We start from the raw sequence: 21,505 nt of genomic DNA on the forward strand, positions 1-21,505 counted from the left end.
TGTTACCTTAACGGGTAATAGTGCTATCGTCGCATTGTCAGGCAATAGCCGGATAAATGTCGCGTAAATGTATCAGATAGCTTCTCTGAATCACGTCCTGGTTAGGTAAATCGGTGGAAAAGGTATTTTGATTGATGATAGGGGTAACTAGACCCTATTATTCGATAGTGTCATGAAAACATACCATTAGAAACTAAAACCTAGGAAACTAAAACCATGATTCAGGACTTTGGGATTATCATTGCTTGTTGTTTTAAGGACTACCACTTTGCGGCAGGATGTTGTGCTAGTATTCGCTACTTTTTGGGGGATGTTCCTATCTGTTTAATCGTTGATGGTGATTTTAATACAACCAGCTTAGAAAGCACTTACGGTGTTAAGATTATTAATCAAAAGACGGTCAAGCATCCGTTTCTCAAGGAAAATAGTTTTGGTTGGGGCTTGACTAAAATGATTGCCTTTTGGGAAAGTCCTTGGCAGAATTTTCTGTTTTTAGATGCGGATACAATAGTCTGGGGGGATGTGCTAGATTTTGGGGATCTTGAACATTATGACATGATTATTGATCATAACTTGGAAAATTGGAAGGCTGAAGATATTTCGCGTTTATTCTTTGACTTGGAGGGGATGAAAAAGCACTTCCCTGATTTTAATTATCAAGATAGACCCTATTTTGTTACCGGGGTATTTTGGGGAAAGAGGGGGATTTTTAGCTTGGCTGAATATGCGGAAATGTTGGAGTTTAAGAATCGATACCCTGATGTTTTTAAATATGGTGAACAAGGGCTATTAAATTTCATGATTTTTCGGGCATTAGATGAGGGCAAAATTAATGTAAAAACTGCGCTAATTCAGGTTTTGATGTGGAACTATTCCCAAGAAGAAATGCGTCAACGTTTCCCCATTGAGGACGGAAAAATTGGGAATCACGATTGGCAGAAAGAGGCTTGTGTTATTCATTGGGCTGGGATAAAACCATTTCTGGTTAATGATGTTTATTCAGACCCGATGAATTTTATGCAGCAGAAGTTTTATGAAGACTCTGAATGCCTAATTTATGGCAATGTTAAGATTAATTTGCTGCTGGAAGATTTGTGGCGATATCGACCCACCCGAAAATTTATTAAAAAACTGTTTTGGTATTTGGTCAAATCCCCCAGTAGTCTATTTTCTAACACCTAAACTGTGGGTCAAAATCGAGGCTGACAGGTTCAATTTTCTGATGATAAATTTGGTATTTGCCAGTTCATTAACCAGATTTAAAGAAAATTTATAATTTGTATATTCAGGGTTTAATTACTGTCCTCATTTGGTCGGGTATTGCTATAAGTGTCGATTAGCATTTGAATTTGGGTTAAAGCATGATTAACTCCCTCTTCTCCGGTGGGAGAAAGACAATCGCCTAAATCAAAGTTATCGCCGGGGACTGCTACTAGCCAGGCTTGGGGTGTGTATTCATAGAGAGTTTTGGCTAAGGAAAGAAGCGATCGCGGATTGATAGAATGACCCAAGTTAACCACTGTTTCTGAGTCATCAGGTGTCAGGGATGAAACTTCCAGGACTTCCCCAGTAATACTAGCATCGACGAAAATGGCATAGTCAAAATGGGTTAATTCTTCGGCTATTTCCGGGGTTAATTGGTGAACTGAACGCGATCGCACATTAGGTTTTTCCCACTCTTGCACCAGTCTCGCTACCTCCTGTCCAATACCATCATCACCCCTTAACTGATTACCATAGCCAATAATTAAAAAAGACTTGACATTTTCCATGGTATATGTTAGTAGTATAGTTATTCATAATTATCTGTGGAGAGTGTCTAAATGGTGAGACCATACTCGGATAATTTAACAATATTCTACGGTAACTTCTTTCTGTTTTTGTTTGAGTAAGTTTACCAAATCTTCAATTAAACTGCGTCGAATCGAGATATTTTTAGGAAGAAGAGGATTTTGGTAAAACTCATTAATCTGTTGACCAACCAAAAGGAAAATAGAATCAGCCTCTAAAATTTCTCGCGCCAGAAGTACCGCACCATTTTGGTCAGAAGGAAGTCTGGTGATATCACAATTACACTGGCGGAGAACTGCTGTAGCTTTAGAAATAGTCAAAATTCCCTCAGTGACCAAATCAATTTCGCTTAATTTACCGATAGGGGGTAAATCTTTTCGCATGGTGGAAATATCCATTTCGATAGTTTCTCCCATATAATTAGCCACGAGGTTTCCGGTAGTACCCCCACAGATAACTTTACGACCTTTAAAACTTAACAAACGTTCAGCATATAACTCATCCTTGGTAATATCTAAAGGAGGTCCGGTAAAAATCATAACCGGGTTACGTTTGCGGACATAAATACCAACAAAAGTAGCATCGTCTCCGATTTTATCTCGATAAAGCGATCGCGTTTCCGCCATCACCTGTTCAATAATGCTACGGGAGTTAGTCGCCTGAGTCATAAACACTTTTTCCATGTATTTAGCGATATTATCCCACCCCCAACCAAAATTCATGGTATCCCCTAAACCAGCATAAAGAACACCATCACTAATAGCACCCAGAAAGTCTCCCCTTTCTAGCTGTCCTTCCGAGGAAAGTATTTTTTTGCCGAGGATTTTTTCGGTCTTAGTGTCTAGTTTAATTACCCGTCCTTTGTTAAAATAAAAGACGGGGGGGTTATCAAAATTAATCACCTTAAACTGATTGGTTTGGTGGTCAATTTGAATAATGGTAAATGTGGCGTATGCAATATGGCGAACTTGACAAATTGGCAGAGTTCCAATCACAGTTTTGATAACTTCCTCTAGGGGAACATCAGCATTTAACATAGTGATTAAAATTTCTGTGGTCAGGGTAGCTAGGATATTAGCTTTTACCCCACTTCCCAAACCATCAGAGAGGACGATGGTGCTTTTAGTTTCAGTTTTGGTAAACTTAACCTGGTCTCCACAGAGTTCCTCGCCTTTTTTATTAAGACTGCGATCGCAAATATCAAAAAAGTTATCTTGACCCATAAGCCGACTCAACTACTTGGTTTGGTAAACAAAAATATGCTATTGGTTAATCATTTGGATAATTTTGAGAAGACTAACCTTAGTTTCGGCGGTAGTTTCTCCGAGTAGTCCAGCGATTTCTTGGGCAACCTTCATTTGATTGTCAACCACTTCGTTCACTTTTTTAACTGTTTGTTCCCGGATATCATGGATTTCCTTTTTTCGCTGCATTTCCGAGGTAATATCAGTCATAATGCAGGCGATGATATTTTCATCTTTAATCGGGAAAATCACCTCTTTTAAATACAGATGATGATTTTCATATTCCACCTCTATACCCTGCATCATTTGGTTTTTTTCCCAAACTTTTTTAAATCGGTCTACATTCCCCAACAAATTAAAAGCCGGAGTCCCAATAATCTCGGCAGCCTCGACTTTAAAAAAGTTACAAAATGCCGGATTCACAACTTTAATATTCATGGAGACATCCACGGCAATTAAACCGTTCGGGTCATATTCCCAAAGCAGTTGCCATAAATGGGGATTGTCATTATTTTCTAGCATTATGAATTCAATGGTAAATTACTATTTTGAATTATCGGCAAAATTTCACCGACAAATTTGTCCTCGATATTTTTAGGGCTGATATTAATAAAGTGTTGGTCTTGGTATTTCATGACAATACCGGAACTACAGGTCTCCAAGCAAAACGACCCTTTAAGTTCAATGCGGTTTTCTAGTTGATATTCTGCGATTAATTCCTGAAGTTTTGGTAACACTTCATAAACGCCCATTTGGTGACAAGCAGACCCCATACATAGGTATAAGTTTTGTTTTGCCATATCGATTAGTACCCAAGTCAACAATAAATATTCCGCTGTTGGCGGAGGCAACCAGTAGAGGTTGCCCCTATGTTTAATCGTAGTTAATGTTAATTACGATAAACCTCATCAACAATTGTGCCATCAGGTTTAAGTAACTCAATATGTAGTGGCATTTGACCAACAGCATGAGTTGAACAACTTAAACAAGGGTCAAAGCAGCGAATTCCAGCTTCAACTCGGTTTAACAAGCCTTCTGGAATTTCATTACCATGGATATAGTGCTTGGCAATTTGGGTAACAGTTTTATTCATTGCCAAGTTATTTTGTCCGGTGGCAATAATCAAGTTCACCTTTTCAATTAAGCCATTTTCATTGACTTTATAATGGTGAAATAGAGTGCCGCGAGGGGCTTCACTAACTCCCACCCCTTCCAAGTTGTTAATTCCGGCATCAGCGCGAACGCGGGGGGAGGTAATATCAGGGTCTTCTACCAAAGCCTCGATCGCCTCAATACAAGCCATAATTTCGACGAGACGGGCGTAATGGTAGAAGAAGGAAGAAGTAGCAACCCGACCACCAGCGCGATCGCGAAATTCCCGCAATTCCCGATCAGCATCGGTAGTTCCAATTTGATCACAGACATTCAGCCGCGCCAAAGGTCCTACCCGATAAATACCATCAGGATATCCGAGAGGTTTATAATAGGGGAATTTGAGATAAGACCAATTTTCCACAGCCTCACCCAAATAGTCTTGGTAATTATCCTCACTCAAACCATCAGCGACAATATTACCGTCACTATCGATAAAGCGCAGATGTCCGCCATAGTGTTCCCAATTACCATTAGGGGCGACTAACCCCATAAATAGAGAGGGGAATTTCCCAAATATATCGACCTCAGAAGCCAAGTTACTATCGAGGAGACGCTTTAATAGATTTAAGGCTAATTCGGTAGTTTGGCGCGCTTCTGGGAGGCGGTCTTTTATCCATTCCAAACCGTCTTGGGAAAGAGGCGATCGCACTCCTCCAGGAACCGCCCAAGCCGCGTGAATTTTCCGTGCGCCCAATAGTTCAATCACGGTCTGACCAAACTGGCGCAGACGAATACCCGCCCTAGCCAAATCTGGATCAGCGGCAATTAATCCGAATACATTTCTTTTGGCGGGGTCACTATCCCAACCCAACAGAAAATCGGGGCTACTGAGGTGGAAAAAACTCAAAGCATGGGACTGAGTTAACTGGGCTAAATTCATCATCCGCCGCAATTTTTCCCCGGCTGGTGGCACTTTTACCGCCAGAATTTTATCCCCCGTTTTAGCGGCTGCTAAGAGGTGACTCACCGGACAAATCCCGCAAATACGGGCAGTAATTCCGGCCATTTCAAACATTGGTCGTCCTTCGCAGAACTTTTCAAAACCCCGAAATTCTACCACATGAAATCGGGCATCTTCCACCTCTCCCGCATCATCCAAATATATGGAAATTTTCGCATGACCCTCAATGCGGGTCACTGGATCAATAACAACTGTCTTAGCCATAGTATAAAATCACCTCTCCAGGGAATCAACAATTAATAATTAACCCGATAATTGCGGGCTAACCATTAATTTTCTAGTCAGTCAACAACAGGGAAACCTTAGCCAAACTTAATCATTTCTCGCCCTTCCATTTTCGGCATTTTCCCTTCCACCAAAGGCGCGAGGGTAGCCTTAATGCGATCGGCACTAGGGGGACATCCCGGCATAAAAATATCAACATCGACGACTTCATGCACTGGAGTCACACGTTCCAGTAATTCAGGAACAATACCGGGTTCTCTGGGAAGTTGTGGGGTAAAATCCCCTAGTTCCAAATAGCAGCGTTTGAGTACATGATCGGTGCTACCCAACATATTCCGCATGGCGGGAACATTAGCAGTTACGGCACAATCTCCAAAAGAAATCAAGAGTTTGGTGCGCGATCGCACTTCTTTAATTAGTTCCAGGTTATCTTCGTTAGCGATACCACCCTCGACCAAACAAACATCAACATTTTCGGGATATTCTTTCAGGTCACAACCTACCGGGGAGTAAACCACTTCGACTTTTTCCGATAGTTCAATCAGCCATTCATCCAGGTCTAAAAAAGACATATGGCAACCGGAACATCCTGCTAACCAAACCGTAGCAAATCTTATCTTTTCCATTCGTGTTTCTCCCGTGCATTAACTAAGAATTCTAATTTAGCGCGATCGCGAGTCATTTCGGCGACCGTCGCACCTTTACGGAAAATGGAACCCGTCGGACAAGCATCAACACACTTACCGCAGGAAGTACAGGCATCGACAGCCCCCCAAGGTTGATTAAGTCCTGTAATCATTTTAGCAGCCGGGCCGCGAAAAGCCACATCCCAAACATGAGCGCCTTCAATTTCATCACATACTCTTTGACAGCGAGTACAGAGAATACAGCGGTTGTGATCAATACCAAATTGAGGGTGAGAGATATCAACTTCTCGCTGTGGGAAACGGTAGGTAAAGCGGCTATGATCCATACCTACTTCAACGGCGACATCTTGCAATTCGCAGTTTTCATTAGCCACACAAACGGCACAAACATGGTTGCCTTCCGCAAATAGCATTTCCACAACCATTTTGCGATATTCTTTAATCTGGGGGCTATTAGTGCAAACTTCCATCCCTTCCGCAACGGTAGTTACACAGGAGGGCAAAAGTTTATTAATTCCGGCAATTTCCACCAGACATAAGCGACAAGCACCCACATCAGAAATACCATCCAAATGGCAGAGAGTTGGTATTCTGACCCCCGCCTCTTTAGCGGCTTCTAAAATGCTCGATCCTTGTTCGATCGCCACATCAATGCCATCAATTTTTAAGGTGACAACGGACATAGTTTCTCCTTTCATTAAGGGAACATCTTACCGGGAGTCGGGAATATTGTATATTCCCGATTTTCCCAGTTATTTCTAATTCAAACAGGCGGCTAAATCAGCTTCGGGAGTGGTAATAGCCTGTAGGTTGTATTTAGCCGAGAGGATAGCGAAGACATTAGGGGAAATGAAAGCTGGTAAAGTCGGACCTAAACGGATATCTTTGATACCCAAATATAATAGTGTCAGGAGAACCGCCACAGCCTTCTGTTCATACCAAGACAAAATCATAGATAGGGGGAGTTCATTAACTCCGATATCAAAGGCTTGGGCGAGTCCTAGGGCGATTTGAATAGCGGAATAGGCATCATTGCACTGTCCGACATCCATCAGCCGAGGAATGTTACCAATTTCCCCCATTTCCTTATCAAAAAAGCGGAATTTTCCACAGGCGAGAGTTAACACCACACAATCGGACGGAACCTGATCGACAAACTCTGTATAATAATTGCGATCGGGTTTAGCGCCGTCACAACCTCCCACTAGGAAGAAATGGCGAATTTTACCTTGTTTAACCGCCTCAATCACCTGGTCGCTAACATTTAATACCGCATTACGGGCGAAGCCAGTTTTCACCTGACGGGGTGGTTCATCTTCTGCAAAGCCAGGTAAAGAGAGGGCTTTGTGAATAACGGCACCAAAATCTGGGGTAAGATTTGCCCTATCTTCGAGATAGTTGATGTCAGGATATCCCACCGGACCGAGGGTAAATAATTTATCCTCATAGTGTTCGTGGGGAGGCATCAAACAGTTAGTGGTGATGACTATAGCACCGGGGAACTTAGCGAAATCCTTGGTTTGATTTTGCCAAGCTGTGCCATAGTGACCGTAGAGGTGGGGATATTTTTGTTTAAGGACTGGGTAGCCATGGGCGGGTAGTAACTCCCCGTGGGTGTAAACATTAATACCAGTATTGGCTGTTTGTTGGAGGATGGCTTCGAGTTGTTTAATGTCGTGACCAGATACCAAAATGGCTTTTCCGGCTTTCGCATTCAGAGGAACAACGGTGGGGATAGGATGACCATAATGGTTAGTGTGTCCCGCGTCGAGAAGTTCCATAGCCAACAGGTTCATTTCCCCGACTTTCATGGCTAGATTAACCCAATCTTCTAAACTGAGGTTAGGTTCTTCCAAGGCGGCGAGGGCTTGGTGTGTGAAACTATAAAGGCGATCGTCTTCCTGACCAAGTTCCTGGGCGTGGAAACTGTAGGAAGCCAAGCCCTTCAGACCGTAGAGGACGGTAAGTTTGAGGGAGAAGATATCGATGTCTTGACTAGAGTCAGCAATAAAGTTACGGGAAACTTCCTCCCCCTGGGCTACTAAACTATCAGTCCAGTCTGGTTGATAGGTAGCAGCTACAGACCAACTGATGGGCCGATCGCTAATCTGTTCAACTTGGGTTTTGAGTTTTTCCCGTTGAGCGATCGCCTCACGAATATAATGGTAAAAGCGTTTACGGTTAAAGTTAACATTCGTCATAGTGGCGAACATCGACTCACAGGAAAACACATCTACAGCATGGGTATCAATGCCCAATTCCTTAGCCTTCAAAGCCACAGGCGCAATACCCCGCAGACAGTACATTAATAGGTCTTGAACCGCATTTACATCCGGTCCTTTACCACAAGCGCCCCACTGGTGGCAACCTTGACCGCTGGCAGTTTGTTCACATTGTTCACAAAACATCAATCCCTTCTCCTCATTTAGCTTCCTAGTTTCCCGTTTAGCTTCCCGATGTGAAATATTAGTGAACCGCCACCTTACCGTTAGCAGTTTGAAGCAACTCCAAATACTCGCTCTCGAAATACTGCAAGGTACTGGTAACCGGGTTAGGGGCTGTCATTCCCAAGCCACATAAACTGGTAGCCTTCACCATGTCGCATAACTGTTTCAGTTTTTCCAAATCAGCGGAGGTAGCCTGTTTATTGAGTAACTTAGTAAGCAACTGGTACATTTGCACAGTACCCACACGGCAGGGGATACACTTACCACAGGTTTCACCCCGGCAAAATTCCATATAGAATTGAGCCACCTGCACCATGCTAGTGTTTTCATCCATCACCACCATGCCCCCAGATCCCATCATAGATCCCAATCTGGTGAGAGATTCATAATCTACCGGGGTATCAAGAAAATCAGCCGGGATACAACCGCCAGAGGGACCCCCTGTTTGCACGGCTTTAACTTGCAGACCGCCAGGAATACCGCCGCCCATCTCTTCGACAATTTCGCGTAGGGTAATACCCATCGGCACTTCAATCAGGCCGTTATTGCGGATTTTACCCGTCAGGGAGAAGATTTTAGTACCCTTGCTTTTCTCGGTACCAATTTGATTGTACCAGTCCGCCCCGTTGCGGATAATGGGGGCTATATTACCCAGGGTTTCCACGTTATTAATCAGGGTTGGGCAGTCCCACAACCCGGAAACGGCGGGATAGGGTGGACGAGGACGGGGGTTGCCGCGACCGCCACCAATAGAAGCTATCAGGGCGGTTTCTTCGCCACAAACAAAAGCACCCGCACCAACCCGAATATCAATGTTGAAGTCTATGGAGGAACCAAAGATGCGGCTACCTAACATACTCTGACGTTTAGCCTGTTGAATGGCTTTCTGTAGCCTAGTGATCGCCAGGGGATATTCTGCGCGAACGTATATATAGCCTTGGGTCGCACCGACTGCATATCCAGCGATCGCCATTCCTTCTAGGATACGGTGAGGGTCACTTTCTAAAACACTACGATCCATAAACGCCCCAGGGTCGCCCTCGTCAGCGTTACAGATCACATATTTTTGTCCTGGGGGCATTTTAGCCACAGTCGCCCACTTTAGACCCGTGGGATAGCCAGCGCCTCCCCGTCCCCGTAATCCAGATTTAGTAATTTCTGTCACTACTTCTTCTGGAGTCAGGTCATAAATTGCATGATGTAAGGCTCTGTAGCCTCCCACCGCAATATATTCCCCGATTTTTTCCGGGTCAATTTTGCCGCTAAATTCCCGAACGATTTTTAATTGGCGACTAAAGAAGGGATGATCAGGATCTCCTTGAACCGGTTTGGCTTCCCCGCCTTGCAGCGCTTCGATAATAGATGGCGCATCTTCGGGGGTGACTTTTTCATAATGAATGCCGTTAGGTTCGACTTCCACCATTGGGCCGCGTCCGCAAAACCCCATACACCCCACACCGACTATTTGCACGTCAGCCTCAAGTCCTGACCCCTTCAGGGCATCTTCCATGGCTTTTTTGACTTCTAGGGACTCAGAGGCTTGACAGCCTGTAGATGTGCAGCAGTGGATACGGATACTTTTTTGATTGTTGCGTTCCTTTTCGGCTAGTTCGACTAATTCGGTCAATTCCATAATATTTTATATCTCCTCTCTCAATGGAGTTGGGGTTATGAAGTGGCATTTACTCGGCTGAACCCTGCCACTGTTCCAGTCGTGCTACGGCCATTTCTGGGGTTTGCTGACCTGCGACTTTCCCATCAAAGACTGCGGCCGGAGCAATACCACAGGCTCCGATACAGCGGGCGGTGACAATAGATATCTGGCCGTCGGGGGTGGTTTCCCCGGATTTGATTCCGGTTTTCTCTTCTAAGGCTGCTAGGACTTCTCCACTGCCTTTAACATAGCAGGCGGTTCCTAAACAGACGACGCAGGTATGAGCGCCACTGGGTTTTAGGGAAAATAGATGATAGAAGGTGGCGACTCCGTAAACTTGGCTCAGGGGAAGTTTCAGTTGTCGCGCAACGTATATTAATACGTCTTCTTCTAAGTAGCCAAATGCTTCCTGGGCTTTGTGCAGCACTTCGATTAAGGCATCCTGACTATATTGGCTGCGTTTCATGGTTATATCCAGTACCTTGAAACGTTTATCGCCACTGGGATGGTTTGACGCTGCTTTACTTTTGGCAGATTTTGGGGAGGTTTCTGTGGGAGATGGCATAGTAGTTTTACAGTAATTTCTACACAGTTTCAACCCTATTAAATATGATCAATGTTGATCCCCACAGGGTTGATGTTCTATTTTGATGACAATTCATCCTATTTTGGGGACATTTTTGGGACAAATCCCCAAAACAACTGTAGGGTTGTTTATCTCCAAATATTTCGTTAGTTGAACATTACAACATTCTGTTCTAAATGTTAAGTATAACGGCAAACCCCGGAAAAAAGTATTAAGATAATTAAAAGAATTTCTGCCTCTGCTGGTGGGTCTGCTAACAGTGGTTATACTTAGTTAGCCTGTCATCAAACTACCACAGAGCCTACAGATAGCCTACAGGTTGCTATTGTCAACCTAAATGAGAATTATTGTCATTCTAGGGATGAAATATATGTGTCTAGCAGTTCCGGGAAAACTCGTGAGTATATCGGGAGATGATCCTTTACTAAAAAAAGGGCGCGTCAGCTTTGGCGGGGTAATTAAAGAGGTGAGTCTGGCTTATGTTCCTGAAGCGCAAGTGGGTGATTATGTTTTGGTTCATGTGGGTTTTGCTCTGAGTCGGGTAGAACCAGAGGACGCTTTACAAACCTTAGCAGATTTACAACAGATGGTCAAATTGGGTTAAAAATTGTTAAGACCTGATTTATATTTCCAGCCTCCTATAAGATAATAAATAGGGTAAGGTAGGAGGCAGTCAAGTTCCCAAAAACCCTTAACAAAGATTTAAAGATTGTGATCTGACTCAGGGGAAAGGAACCTTTGAATCAGACAACCGGCGCAGAGGTATTGTTGTCAAAATCTAGGTAAATTATCGACCCAATTTTTTTTGTTGTTGAATGACAAAATTTAGCGCGATCGCTTGGTAAAGAGAACTGTCAAGGACATGGCCTTGGCAAATAGTGCGATCGCCTAAAATTAGCTCGTCAATGGTTGTCCGGTCACAGCCATTAAGGCGGTTAATTCCGCAGTTTTTTGAACCTGGGTTAAATCCCAAGTAAATGAGAGGATTTTCAAGTATGAATACCAGACAGTATGCCACCCTAGACGGGAACGAAGCGGTAGCCCGCGTGGCTTTTCGTCTCAATGAAGTTATTGCCATTTATCCCATCACTCCATCATCACCCATGGGAGAATGGGCGGATGCTTGGACATCGGAAGGACAACCCAACATTTGGGGAACGGTTCCCGCAGTAGTAGAAATGCAAAGCGAAGGAGGCGCGGCGGGGGCTGTTCATGGTTCCCTACAGGGAGGGTCATTAACCACGACATTTACAGCATCCCAGGGATTATTATTAATGATTCCGAACCTGTACAAAATCGCCGGGGAACTAACCTGTGCGGTCCTCCATGTCGCCGCCAGGTCCATCGCCGCCCAAGCCTTGTCTATTTTTGGCGATCACAGTGACGTAATGGCAGTGCGGGCTACTGGTTGCGGATTATTATGTTCAGCCTCAGTCCAGGAAGCCCATGATTTAGCCCTAGTCGCCCAAGCAAGTACCCTAAAATCAAGGGTTCCATTTATCCACTTTTTTGATGGGTTCCGCACGTCCCACGAAGTGCAGAAAATCGAACTCTTGGAAGAGAGTGATCTGCGGGCGATGATAGATGATGAGGACGTTTATGCACACCGCGCCCGGGGACTAACACCCGATCGCCCTGCTTTACGAGGAACCGCCCAAAACCCCGATGTTTACTTCCAAGCGAGGGAAAGCGTCAACCCCTTCTATAACGCTTGTCCAGAAATCGTCCAGAAAGCCATGGACAAATTCGGGGAACTGACGGGACGGCACTATAAACTATTTGAATATCATGGCGCACCAGATGCCGATCGCATCATTATATTAATGGGTTCAGGTTGTGAAACCGTCCACGAAACCGTAGATTATCTGACCGCACAGGGAGAAAAAGTCGGAGTGCTAAAAGTCCGTCTGTATCGACCCTGGGATGCTAACGCCTTTATTGGCGCTGTACCAAAAACGGCAAAAGCGATCGCAGTTTTAGACCGCACCAAAGAACCCGGCTCAAGTGGCGAACCCCTATATTTAGATGTCGTCACCGCCATTAGTGAAAGCTGGGAAGGACCCGCCCTCAAAATCGTAGGTGGTCGTTATGGGTTATCCTCCAAAGAATTTAACCCGGCTATGGTAAAAGCCGTTTTTGATAACCTCCAACTCGACAAACCCAAAAATCACTTTACCATCGGTATTAACGACGACCTCAGCCACACCTCCCTACCCTTTGACCCGGAATTTTCCACCGAACCGGATAACGTCATCCGCGCCATGTTCTATGGTCTAGGGTCTGATGGTACTGTAGGGGCTAACAAAAACTCCATTAAAATTATCGGGGACGAAACCAATAACTACGCCCAGGGTTACTTCGTCTACGACTCGAAAAAATCCGGCGCTGTCACCGTATCTCACCTGCGTTTCGGTCCTAACTTAATCCGCTCCCCCTATTTAATCGAAAAATCCAACTTTATCGGCTGTCACCAGTGGAATTTCCTAGAAAAACTCAATGTAGTTGATGCAGCCACCAATGGGGCGACCTTCCTGCTGAATAGCCCCTACGGACCTGATGAAGTATGGAATTACCTACCCATTGAAATTCAAGAGCAAATTGTCCGCAAAAACCTCAAACTATATGTCATCGATGCTAATAAAGTAGCCCGTGACAGTGGAATGGGTAGCCGTATCAATACGGTGATGCAGGTCTGTTTCTTCGCTTTGGCGGGAGTTCTACCCAAGGATGAGGCGATCGCCAAAATTAAAAAAGCGATCGAAAAAACATACGGTAAAAAAGGTTCAGCCATTGTCCGCATGAACCTCCAAGCCGTAGACAATACCCTCGACAACCTCTTTGAGGTCAATATCGGCGAAGCCAATAGCCAGGTACGCATAGCGCCACCAGTCCCCGCTAACGCCCCTGATTTTGTCCGGGAAGTGGAAGGGATGATGTTAGCGCGTAAAGGCGACCAACTCTCCGTCAGCCAACTACCCTGTGACGGAACCTATCCCACAGGTACATCAAAATGGGAGAAACGCAACGTCGCCCAAGAAATCCCCGTTTGGGATGCTGATGTCTGTGTGCAGTGTGGTAAATGTATCATGGTCTGTCCCCATGCGGTAATTCGTGGTAAAGCCTACGATGAAAGCGCCCTCAATGGTGCGCCGGAAACCTTTAAAACTACTGCTGTCCGCGATAAAGCCTTTGAAGGGCAAAAATTCACCATCCAAGTATCTCCAGAAGACTGTACTGGTTGCGGTGTCTGTGTTGATGTCTGTCCGGCGAAAAATAAATCCATGCCTTCCAAAAAGGCGATTAACATGGAGTCTCAGCCACCCATACGAGCCACGGAACGGGAAAACTGGGAATTTTTCCTCAACTTGCCTAACCCCGATCGCCGTAATTTGCGATCGGATATGATTAAACAACAACAATGGCAAGAACCCCTGTTTGAGTTCTCTGGTGCTTGTGCGGGTTGTGGCGAAACTCCCTATATCAAGTTAGCAACCCAACTATTTGGCGATCGTATGGTTGTCGCTAACGCCACTGGCTGTTCTTCTATCTATGGCGGTAACTTACCCACCACACCCTGGGCGCAAAATGCCGAAGGTCGCGGCCCTAGTTGGTCTAATAGCCTATTTGAAGATAACGCCGAATTTGGTCTAGGCTTCCGTCTGTCCATTGATAAACATACCGCTTTCGCCTGTGAATTGTTGCAGAAGTTAGGCGGTCTTGTTGGCGATGAACTGGTAGCCAAAATTATCAATAACCCCCAAAAATCCGAGGCTGATATTTGGGAACAACGGGAACTCGTCGCCCAGGTTAAGCAAAAATTGCAAGGGTCTGATGATACCAACGCCAAACAGTTACTCAGTTTGGCTGATTACCTCGTCAAAAAATCTGTCTGGATACTCGGCGGCGATGGTTGGGCTTATGATATCGGCTATGGCGGTTTAGATCATGTCATTGCTAGTGGTCGCAACGTCAATATCCTGGTTATGGATACTGAGGTCTACTCTAATACTGGTGGTCAGTCTTCTAAAGCTACTCCTCGCGGTGCGGTCGCTAAATTTGCCGCTGGTGGTAAGCCGTCACCTAAGAAAGACTTGGGTTTGATTGCTATGACCTACGGTAACGTTTATGTCGCTTCTGTGGCTATGGGGGCGCGCGATGAACACACCCTTAAAGTCTTCCTGGAAGCTGAAGCATATAACGGCCCTTCCTTGATTATTGCCTACAGTCACTGTATCGCCCACGGTATTAATATGACTACGGCTATGAGTCACCAAAAAGCAATTGTCGAAAGTGGTCGTTGGTTGCTTTATCGTTATCATCCTGACCTCAAAGCTGAAGGCAAAAATCCCCTACTTTTGGATTCGCGATCGCCTAAAAAATCCATCGAACAATCCATGTATGCCGAAAACCGCTTTAAAATGCTCACCAAAACTAAGCCCGTTGATGCTAAACGCTTGCTGAAAGAAGCACAGAAAGACGTTGACACCCGTTGGCAAATGTATGAGTATCTGGCGGCGCGTCCCTTGGATCAAGAAGGCAATCAGCCCAATACAGAAACCTCTGGTGACAAATAGTGAACTTCCTAAACCCATTGTAGACAGAAACTCCTAGTCCGGTTCTCAATTATAGGGGCGTGCCTATTTTTCGCCCCTACAAACCGGACCCCTAGAACTTTTCACTGCTTCCGTTTCCACTTTTCATAAGGAATCTATATTATGGATTTGAGTACGACCTATTTGGGATTGAATTTGAGGACTCCTATTGTCCCTTCCGCCGCCGCCCCTTTATCGGAAGATGTCGATAATATTCGGCGTATGGAAGATGCGGGCGCATCAGCAGTCGTTTTACACTCCCTATTTGAAGAACAGTTACTGCGAGAAAAATTTGAACTTAATCACCATTTGGAATATGGAACCAATAGCTTTGCTGAGGCTTTAACCTATTTTCCTGAACCAGAAGAATATCACGTCGGACCGGAACTTTATCTTGAGCATATTCGCCAAGCTAAGGAGTTGGTTGATATTCCCATTATTGCCAGTTTAAATGGTTTCTCCTCCGGTGGTTGGGTGGAATATTCCAAACTCATGCAGGAAGCTGGTGCAGATGCGATCGAATTGAATATTTATTATGTTCCCACCGATTTTGATATGAGTGGGGCTGAGGTCGAGGAAAACTATATCACTACTCTCCGGGAAGTTAAAGCCGAGGTTACTATTCCTGTGGCTATGAAACTTAGCCCCTTCTTTAGTAATATGGCCAATATGGCGAAACGTTTAGATGAAGCTGGAGTCGATGGACTCGCTTTATTTAACCGCTTCATACAGCCAGATATTAACCCAGAAGAACTAGAAATTGAGGTTAGTTCCGTTTTGAGTTCTCCCCACGATATGCGCCTACCTATGCGCTGGATTGCTATTTTGTATGGTCGGATTAATGCCGATTTAGCCTGCACTAGCGGTGTCGCGCGCGGTCACGATGCTATTAAAATGTTGATGGCGGGGGCTAAGGTAACTCATGTTTGTTCCGCTTTATTGCGCCATGGTATTGGTTACATCCAAGTGATGGAAAATGAGATGAAACACTGGATGGAAGAACACGAGTATGACTCTGTTCAACAGATGCAGGGTTCTATGTCTCAGCGCCATTGTGATGATGAGTCAGCCTATGAACGCGCCCAATACATGAAAGCGATTACTTCCTACGTCCCAGAACATAGTTTATTCTAGGTTGATTCTAGGATAATAATTTCACCATATCATCACCCCTCAGTTTTTGCTGGGGGGGGGTTTATAACTGTTCCAAAAAATATAGCCGATATAAATCACAGCCAATTTGTGCTAGGTTATCCTCAAAGTTAACTAATCCTAGACTTTCTAATTTATAAGCAGTAATCGCCTCCAAAGGCACACCATTATCAGACTTGAGGACTTTATTTAAAGCAATATGCAGGTCGGAATCTTGTTGAATTGTTACTAATAAATCCCGCAAATAGGCGCTATAAATTCCATCAGGCTTGCGGGCATTTTTGATTAAATTTTCCAGAGAAATCCCTGATTTACTAATAGTATAAAAAGCCAGTTGTACTAGATAAGGATGTCCACCGACCATTGAGATTAAACCTTCTAGGCGTTTAAGTCCACTCTCTCCCGCCGCCCAACTTAATTCATATCTCAAAGCCAGATCTTGCACTTGTTCCGGTGTAAATTGGGGTATTTTTAACACCAAACCGACATTAAAAGGGGATTGATGTAACTGTAAAGGTACATAAACTTCGGTGCTGTGAACTACAATCAAGCGCAAATTTTCCCAGAGTTTATTATGTTTAGAGAGTTCGTGCCACGATCGCAACATGGGCAAAAAATCACTAGCAATAACCGGATACTCAAAGAGGCGGTTAACCTCATTCATAGCAATCACAATGGGGGTGTCTTTAGTGATGAATAGATATTCCTCAAAATACAGCCGACAGGAAACTTTAGTCCCTAAATCTATATCCCAATATTCATCGAGTTTCGCTGGTAGCTTTAACTGCTTAGTCGCATTAGCACAAAACCATCTGACCAATTGTTCTAGGGAATTAAAAGTCTCAGCGTCTACTTCCAGAAAATTCAGATAAACAGTTCCATATCCCCAAGAAACTGCTTGGGTTAACATCCTATTAAGTAGGGAACTTTTACCCATCTTCCGAGGTGCTTTAATCCTCACGACACACCCCGGTTGTTGCAGTTCATTATAGCCCATTTCTTCAATGGGTGGACGTTCTATATAAAAGGGAGAGTTTATGGAAATTGGACTCCCAGGTATTTCTATATTATTGCCATCATTAGGATTCAATGAATTACCTGCCAAAGTTCCTGATTTCTGAACAGGGGGGGAAGTTAATGGGATCTGGTGCCGAGATTTGAGGACAAGTTTTATATTTTTTTTGCTAACTTTGGTCCCCAGGGCCTCGGAGAGTTCCTGCCATAATCGTCCACCCACTTCTTTAACATAATCATTAGCGTATGCAGATTTCTGGGAAATTTCACTGTAGGTCTTACCCATCCATGATTCAGATAAAATTAAACGCTCAATAGGGGAAAGCGATCGCCGCAGGAATTTTTCTTCTATCAGTTTTAAGGCTTCAGGGACATTCATGCCAAGGCATAATAATTGAGCAAGGGCAATTTGATATATAATCACACTGTACAGATCATAACCAATAAAAGACCCAAATACTTAGACTTGGGCCTTTTTTTCAAGCATCCCTAACAAGGGAATTGTGATGATCTGATGAATAGCGATATTTATTGAATTCTCATAGCAGCCACTTGGGAGGTCGAAAACTCAGTTATTGCCCCCAATGCTACATCAAATAAGCGACTCGGTTTGAGGTCATCCTGAATTAAACCCCAGAGTCGTTGGACTTCAGCGGTATGTAGGCGATCGTCTTCGGTCAACGCCATGACAATTTGACGACGAAGGAAACTACCCTCTTCGGAAAACAGATATTGTAAACCTAGCTGTGCAGTGGGGAGAATATCAAAATTGCCATCAGTTTGAGCGATCGTAATCATATTTTCCAGACGATGCCACTGGAAGCGACCATCTTTAAATAACACCTCAATCAACCGTCGTCGCAAAGCCGGAGTTTCTCCCTTCAACAGGCGACGCGCCACATAGGGATAAGCCACCTCAACGATTTTAAAATCCGGGTCGAGACTGAGGGCAATTCCTTCCTGAGTTACTAGAGACCGAATAATCAGGGCAAATTTTGCCGGAACCCGGAAGGGGTAATCATACATCAATTCCGAGAAACTATCGGTAATAGTTTTAAAGTTAAAATCCTTAACACTCTCCCCAATAATATCCCCCATAACCGCCTCTAAAGCCGGAATAATGGGAGCCATATTAGTATTAGGTGCTAAAAATCCCAACCTGACAAAATCTTCCGCCAACTCCTTATAGTCTTTATTAATTAAATGAACTACGGAATCAACCAGAGTTTCCTTAGTTTGCTGGCTTAACTGATCCATCATGCCAAAATCAATAAATGCCATGCGACCATCAGGCATAGCAAACAGATTTCCGGGGTGGGGGTCAGCATGGAAAAAACCGAACTCTAGCAGTTGTCGCAAGCCACTTGTCACACCGACAAAAATCATTTTACTCATATCCAAACCCGCCGCTTGAACACTTTCAATATCGGTCAACTTCAAGCCGTTAATCCACTCTAAGACTAACACCTGATGGCTGGTATATTTCCAGTAAATTGATGGCACTTTTACGGTCGGATCATCATCAAAATATGTGGCAAACCTTTCGGCATTTCGACCCTCATTAATATAGTCGATTTCCTCAAATAATTTGAACCCAAATTCATCGACAATTAGGGTTAAATCATGACCCAAATTCAGGGGTAAAATGGGAGACAACCAACCCGCAGCCCAACGCATTAAATACAGATCCAGGGTCAGAGTTGGTAAGAGAAATGGTCTTTGGACTTTAACGGCGACCTCTTCCCCTGTCAGCAGTTGTGCTTTATAGACCTGACCCAAACTGGCTGCGGCTACGGGTTCAGGGGAAATTTGTCGGAAAACAGTATCTAAATCGCGATCGAGTTCTCTCTCGATGATCGCCATAGCGATCTTAGTATCAAAAGGGGGTAGCTGATCTTGGAGTTTGGTTAATTCTTCTAAAAAGTCCTTGCGAATGAGGTCAGGACGGGTTGATAATGCTTGACCTACTTTAATATAGGTGGGACCGAGGCGGGTGAGAATATTACGCAGCTGGGCGGCTCGTTTCGGGGTTTCCGTAACATTTCGATGTCGCCATTGATCCCAAAGTAGACCAATAATGAACCCTGAAAAAAACCATACAACCGTGATCACGCGCCAGATGGCCTTCCAAAGCCGACGGCGATAATATTGAGCAATGGCTTGAGGATCGTAAACTCGGCGATCGCTATTTTGGTAGGGGTTCACTCCTTTTATTTCCTCTTCATATTCCTAAGTTTGGTCAACTGGTTGCTTAGTTACCTGCAACCCAGGTCGGGGTAAATACATCCCCAGGGTGAATTGATGATTTCTTATCGTTATCTTAACTATAATCTACAAAACGACATATAACACTCACCCGCTCAACCTATAGCCCCCAATTTTAGGCAATCTTTGACAGCATAGATCACCCTATCTTGTTGTTCGCTGGAAAGTTCCGGGAACATCGGCAAAGACAAAACTTGGTGGCTGACCTGTTCTGCCATGGGAAAATCACCGCAGCCATAGCCTAAATCGCGATGAACCCCCTGTAGATGGAGGGGTATGGGGTAGTATACATTAGTGCTAACTCCGAGGCTCTGGAGTTGTTCTCGCAGGCGATCGCGTCCTGACGAGTCGCTATTATTACCCACATATCTGATAGTGTACTGATTCCAAACGGTCTCGCCGCCTAGACTTTCTGCTGGGACAATTAAACCGGGTATCCCCTCCAGTTCCTGACTATATCGAGAGGCGATCGCCTTTCTCTGTTGATTCCAGCGAGGGAGATACTCTAATTTAATGCTTAAAATCACCCCTTGTAGGGCATCAAGACGACTATTAATCCCCAACAGTTCGGAATTATATCGCTCAGGCTGACCGTGATTTTTCAGCACCCGCAACACACGCGCCAGATCAGGATTATTAGTTGCGATCGCCCCTCCATCTCCACAAGCGCCTAAATTCTTAGTCGGAAAAAAGCTAAAACAGCCTAGATCTCCCATACTACCCACCTTAGCATCACCCCAACTAGCTCCGGTGGCTTGGGCGCAATCTTCAATCACCGCCAAATTATGAGACCGCGCTACCGCCATTAATGCGGTCATGTCCACAGGGCGACCAAACAAATGCACGGGAAGGATAGCACGGGTTTGGGCAGTAATCGCCGCCTCAATTTGACTAATATCTAAGTTGAACGTATCCGGGTCAATATCCACAAATACCGGGGTGGCTCCCACGGCACTAATCACCTCAGAGGTAGCAATAAAGGAAAAACAAGTGGTAATCACCTCATCGCCGGGGCCTATTTCTAAAGCCCGCAAAGCCAAAAATAGGGCATCAGTACCAGAGTTGCAACTGACCAACTCAGAAGCCCCAATATACTCGGCAAACTTTTTCTCAAAACTGTCCACAGCATAGCCACCAATGTAGCGACCACTAGCCAGCAAGTCGAGTACCTCCTGACTAAGGCGATCGCTGATCATTTGATACTGTTGGGTTAAATCAAGGGCAGGAATTAGGTTCACGCGCTTCTCACACCACACTATACTAGAATGAGTTGTTCACAGGGTTTGCTGATAATTAGTTGATTTCCTTAGATTTTACAGACTTAGTGCTAATATTCGGACTGATGGCGATCGCCATTGGTCTATCAGTATCTGGGGGATTAGGCTTAGAATTCAAGCTAATCACTTCCGCCGGGCGCGCCTGAGCGCCAATTAGTCGTCTTGGGTTACGTCCTGGCTATTGTCTTTGACCCCACCACGACAGGCCAACCTCTCCTAGTCAGAGCCCTAATTCTGGCAATGATTACCCTAGTTGCCATTGTCTCCCGTAACCGCATCAGTCGCCAACTTCCACAACTTTTACTCTGGGTTTGGGTTTCCCTATTTATTAGCACTGCGGCGATCGATTGGGGGTCGAGAGAGATATTGCTACCTCCCCCTCCCCTTCAAAACCGTACGTGAGAGTTTCCCTTCATACGGCTCTAGTGGTGCTTCCACATCCCGATAATTGGCATAGACACGAAAAACTTCATGATGTGACGCACGCGCAGATTG

Annotated in this window: 19 protein-coding genes; 5 read left to right on the plus strand and 14 right to left on the minus strand. The window is 44.7% G+C overall.

The features are described 5' to 3' along the window. Window positions 1-216: 216 nt before the first annotated feature. The gene (locus tag ACTIE0_RS15115) at window positions 217-1,182 is read left to right on the plus strand and encodes a glycosyltransferase family protein (protein WP_006669188.1); all 966 of its coding nucleotides are present in this window, start codon (window positions 217-219) and stop codon (window positions 1,180-1,182) included. A gap of 110 nt (window positions 1,183-1,292) precedes the next feature. On the opposite strand, the gene ACTIE0_RS15120 is transcribed toward ACTIE0_RS15115, so the two are convergent. The 10 genes from ACTIE0_RS15120 to hoxE all read right to left on the minus strand — a co-directional run bounded on the left by ACTIE0_RS15120 (window position 1,293) and on the right by hoxE (window position 10,689). Further along, a complete protein-coding gene (locus ACTIE0_RS15120) occupies window positions 1,293-1,772 on the minus strand; it encodes a hydrogenase maturation protease (protein ID WP_006669189.1) in 480 nt (159 codons plus the stop codon). Window positions 1,773-1,847: 75 nt separating this feature from the next. Beyond that, window positions 1,848-3,014: a SpoIIE family protein phosphatase gene (locus tag ACTIE0_RS15125; RefSeq protein WP_006624078.1), complete on the minus strand. Its 1,167-nt coding sequence runs from the start codon at window positions 3,012-3,014 to the stop codon at window positions 1,848-1,850. A gap of 39 nt (window positions 3,015-3,053) precedes the next feature. Beyond that, window positions 3,054-3,557, minus strand: coding sequence for a PAS domain-containing protein (locus ACTIE0_RS15130; protein ID WP_006624079.1), 504 nt, complete (start codon window positions 3,555-3,557; stop codon window positions 3,054-3,056). After that, a complete protein-coding gene (locus ACTIE0_RS15135; protein ID WP_006624080.1) occupies window positions 3,557-3,835 on the minus strand; it encodes a (2Fe-2S) ferredoxin domain-containing protein in 279 nt (92 codons plus the stop codon). The genes ACTIE0_RS15130 and ACTIE0_RS15135 overlap by 1 nt, the downstream gene beginning before the upstream one ends. An 89-nt stretch (window positions 3,836-3,924) precedes the next feature. Further along, window positions 3,925-5,355: a Ni/Fe hydrogenase subunit alpha gene (locus ACTIE0_RS15140; protein WP_006669190.1), complete on the minus strand. Its 1,431-nt coding sequence runs from the start codon at window positions 5,353-5,355 to the stop codon at window positions 3,925-3,927. 98 nt (window positions 5,356-5,453) lie between these two features. After that, complete coding sequence (locus ACTIE0_RS15145) at window positions 5,454-6,002, minus strand: NADH-quinone oxidoreductase subunit B family protein (RefSeq protein ID WP_006624082.1); 549 nt, start codon at window positions 6,000-6,002, stop codon at window positions 5,454-5,456. After that, window positions 5,990-6,706, minus strand: a complete 717-nt coding sequence (gene hoxU, locus ACTIE0_RS15150; RefSeq protein WP_006669191.1) for a bidirectional hydrogenase complex protein HoxU — start codon at window positions 6,704-6,706, stop codon at window positions 5,990-5,992. The genes ACTIE0_RS15145 and hoxU overlap by 13 nt, the downstream gene beginning before the upstream one ends. A gap of 75 nt (window positions 6,707-6,781) precedes the next feature. Further along, window positions 6,782-8,431: a hydroxylamine reductase gene (hcp, locus tag ACTIE0_RS15155; protein ID WP_006669192.1), complete on the minus strand. Its 1,650-nt coding sequence runs from the start codon at window positions 8,429-8,431 to the stop codon at window positions 6,782-6,784. A 58-nt stretch (window positions 8,432-8,489) separates the two neighbouring features. Then, complete coding sequence (locus ACTIE0_RS15160) at window positions 8,490-10,103, minus strand: NuoF family protein (RefSeq protein WP_006669193.1); 1,614 nt, start codon at window positions 10,101-10,103, stop codon at window positions 8,490-8,492. Between the two features lie 49 nt (window positions 10,104-10,152). Beyond that, window positions 10,153-10,689 (minus strand): bidirectional hydrogenase complex protein HoxE, encoded by a 537-nt coding sequence (gene hoxE, locus ACTIE0_RS15165; protein ID WP_006669194.1) that lies wholly within the window; start codon window positions 10,687-10,689, stop codon window positions 10,153-10,155. A 358-nt stretch (window positions 10,690-11,047) separates the two neighbouring features. Here hoxE and ACTIE0_RS15170 point away from each other — a divergent pair, with 358 nt between their 5' ends. After that, the gene (locus ACTIE0_RS15170; protein ID WP_006669195.1) at window positions 11,048-11,314 is read left to right on the plus strand and encodes a HypC/HybG/HupF family hydrogenase formation chaperone; all 267 of its coding nucleotides are present in this window, start codon (window positions 11,048-11,050) and stop codon (window positions 11,312-11,314) included. Between the two features lie 183 nt (window positions 11,315-11,497). On the opposite strand, the gene ACTIE0_RS15175 is transcribed toward ACTIE0_RS15170, so the two are convergent. Further along, complete coding sequence (locus ACTIE0_RS15175) at window positions 11,498-11,683, minus strand: hypothetical protein (protein WP_006624088.1); 186 nt, start codon at window positions 11,681-11,683, stop codon at window positions 11,498-11,500. A gap of 22 nt (window positions 11,684-11,705) precedes the next feature. On the opposite strand from ACTIE0_RS15175, the gene nifJ reads away from it, so the two are divergent. Both nifJ and ACTIE0_RS15185 read left to right on the plus strand, forming a co-directional pair. Then, entirely contained in the window at window positions 11,706-15,284 is a 3,579-nt protein-coding gene (gene nifJ, locus ACTIE0_RS15180) for a pyruvate:ferredoxin (flavodoxin) oxidoreductase (protein ID WP_006669196.1), read from the plus strand. A 141-nt stretch (window positions 15,285-15,425) separates the two neighbouring features. After that, window positions 15,426-16,436, plus strand: coding sequence for a dihydroorotate dehydrogenase-like protein (locus ACTIE0_RS15185; protein WP_006624090.1), 1,011 nt, complete (start codon window positions 15,426-15,428; stop codon window positions 16,434-16,436). Window positions 16,437-16,497: 61 nt separating this feature from the next. On the opposite strand, the gene ACTIE0_RS15190 is transcribed toward ACTIE0_RS15185, so the two are convergent. From ACTIE0_RS15190 to ACTIE0_RS15200, 3 genes are all read right to left on the minus strand, one after another. Further along, entirely contained in the window at window positions 16,498-17,892 is a 1,395-nt protein-coding gene (locus tag ACTIE0_RS15190; RefSeq protein WP_228116378.1) for an AAA-like domain-containing protein, read from the minus strand. A 104-nt stretch (window positions 17,893-17,996) separates the two neighbouring features. Next, a complete protein-coding gene (locus ACTIE0_RS15195) occupies window positions 17,997-19,673 on the minus strand; it encodes an ABC1 kinase family protein (RefSeq protein WP_006624092.1) in 1,677 nt (558 codons plus the stop codon). A 155-nt stretch (window positions 19,674-19,828) separates the two neighbouring features. Continuing rightward, window positions 19,829-20,971, minus strand: a complete 1,143-nt coding sequence (locus tag ACTIE0_RS15200; protein ID WP_006624093.1) for a DegT/DnrJ/EryC1/StrS family aminotransferase — start codon at window positions 20,969-20,971, stop codon at window positions 19,829-19,831. 201 nt (window positions 20,972-21,172) lie between these two features. On the opposite strand from ACTIE0_RS15200, the gene ACTIE0_RS15205 reads away from it, so the two are divergent. Then, a complete protein-coding gene (locus ACTIE0_RS15205; RefSeq protein ID WP_006619180.1) occupies window positions 21,173-21,412 on the plus strand; it encodes an ABC transporter permease in 240 nt (79 codons plus the stop codon). Window positions 21,413-21,505 lie beyond the last annotated feature (93 nt).

It is taken from the genome of Limnospira sp., assembly GCF_051859755.1.
Lineage (GTDB): Bacteria > Cyanobacteriota > Cyanobacteriia > Cyanobacteriales > Microcoleaceae > Limnospira > Limnospira fusiformis.